Source organism: Streptomyces sp. NPDC093568, from assembly GCF_044764945.1.
GTDB lineage: Bacteria > Actinomycetota > Actinomycetes > Streptomycetales > Streptomycetaceae > Streptomyces.
On the sequence record NZ_JBIWJD010000052.1, the window covers coordinates 1 to 1,646 of the forward strand.

Annotated in this window: 2 protein-coding genes; one reads left to right on the plus strand and one right to left on the minus strand. The window is 69.0% G+C overall.

Annotated features, from left to right (window positions below):
* The first annotated feature begins 269 nt into the window (after positions 1-269).
* Positions 270-1,076: an IS5 family transposase gene (locus ACIRD7_RS43325; RefSeq protein ID WP_403461581.1), complete on the plus strand. Its 807-nt coding sequence runs from the start codon at positions 270-272 to the stop codon at positions 1,074-1,076.
* Here the strand turns inward: ACIRD7_RS43325 and ACIRD7_RS43330 are convergent.
* Positions 1,018-1,524 (minus strand): hypothetical protein, encoded by a 507-nt coding sequence (locus tag ACIRD7_RS43330; protein ID WP_403461582.1) that lies wholly within the window; start codon positions 1,522-1,524, stop codon positions 1,018-1,020. The genes ACIRD7_RS43325 and ACIRD7_RS43330 overlap by 59 nt on opposite strands.
* Between the last annotated feature and the right edge of the window lie 122 nt (positions 1,525-1,646).

A 1,646-nucleotide genomic window follows, 5' to 3' on the forward strand; every position in this document is an offset into this window, starting at 1 on the left:
ACTGGCCGTTCTCTATCCGGTCGTGTGCTCGGTCTGCTTCGAACGGGGTCCTGGTTCGGGTGAGTTGGCCGGCGTCGGGGCATGAAGGAAGGGCCTCTTGGTAGCTCGCGGTTGTCGAGTCCAGCGAGAGGCAAGAGGCCCTGTTGTCGAAGTGTCGCGTGGTCGTGGTTGCCGGGTCCAGTCCGTCCACTCCTGGGTGTGACTGTCTCGCCCATCGGTTCGGGAACGCGACCGACCGGCCGGAACGCCGTCCCCGGTACGGCTCGGACATAAGCGATGCCGAGTGGGCACAGGTGCGGGATCTGCTGCCGGTGCCGGCCTGGCTGGCGGGTAGGGGCGGTCGTCCGGAGGGCTACTGCCACCGGCAGATGATCGACGCGGTGCGCTACCTCGTCGACAACGGCATCAAGTGGCGGGCGATGCCCTGTGACTTCCCGCCCTGGCCGCGGGTGTATGCCTTCTTCGCCCGCTGGCGGGATACGGGGCTGGTGGCCGAGCTGCACGACCGGCTGCGTGAGGCCGTCCGCCGGGCGGAGGGCCGTGATCAGGAGCCGAGCGCGGGGGTCGTGGACTCGCAGTCGGTGAAGGCTGACGCCACGGTCGCCCTCGCTTCACGGGGATACGACGCCGGGAAGAAGATCAACGGGCGCAAGCGCCACCTGCTCACGGACACGCTCGGCCTCCTGCTGGCCGTGGCTGTCACACCAGCGTCGACGACCGACCGGGACGCCGCCCGCATCCTGCTGCCCGCAGCAAAGAAGTACTTCCGGCGGCTGGCGCGCATCTGGGCCGACGGCGGTTACTCCGGCCACCTCACCGACTGGACGACCCAGCACCTCGGAGTCGTCCTCGACATCGTCCGCCGCAGCGACGATGCCAGCGGCTTTGAGGTCCTGCCCCGCCGCTGGGTCGTGGAGAGATCCTTCGCCTGGCTCCTGCGCAGCCGGCGCCTGGTCCGTGACTACGAACGGCGGACCGAGACCAGCGAAGCCGTGGTCCTGTGGTCGATGACCATGCTCATGAGCCGCCGTCTGGCATTCCAGCACCAGGAGCCTGTTCCGGTCTCGGCGGCATGAACCTGCCCGGTTTCTCCTCGACCAGCCAGCCACGTTCCACCAGCCGTTTCAGCCGGGCCCTTGCTCCCTCGACGCGGGAAGCGGAGGCACTGTCCCAGCCCAGCACCACCGCTGCCTGCCGGGCACCCAGCCCGTCTCCTTGCGCTTCCACCGCGGCGGCCATCAACACCTGATAGTCCGGGGACAACTCCTCGACCCCGGTGGCGTTCTGCCGGTGAGGCACCGCCCGGCGCGGTCCCACCGGCTTGCGCTGTGACACCCCGCCGACCACTTCGGCAGGCGCATCCGCCTCGGCCAGTGCCTCCAGATACTGCTCCAGGCCGATCACCCGGCGCCTGAGCGCCTCTTCCGCGTCCGCCAGAGCCGCCCGCACCCGTTCCAGCTCGGCTTCGAGTTCCTCCACCCGCACCGCCGCGGCCTTCCGACGCGCTTCCAACACCGCCCGCATCGACGGCATCCGCCACCCCCACGACATCTCGGCCAGCAACGAACCGAGACTCCCGTGACAGCGGCCATCTCATGTCTGACCAGCGAGAACCACACACGAGGTTCGGAAAGAGAACGACCTCT

What these genes read in the sequence shown, in the direction of transcription:
- ACIRD7_RS43330 (WP_403461582.1), bottom strand. Translation starts at nt 1,524, where the DNA reads ATGCGGGCGGTGTTGGAAGCGCGTCGGAAGGCCGCGGCGGTGCGGGTG.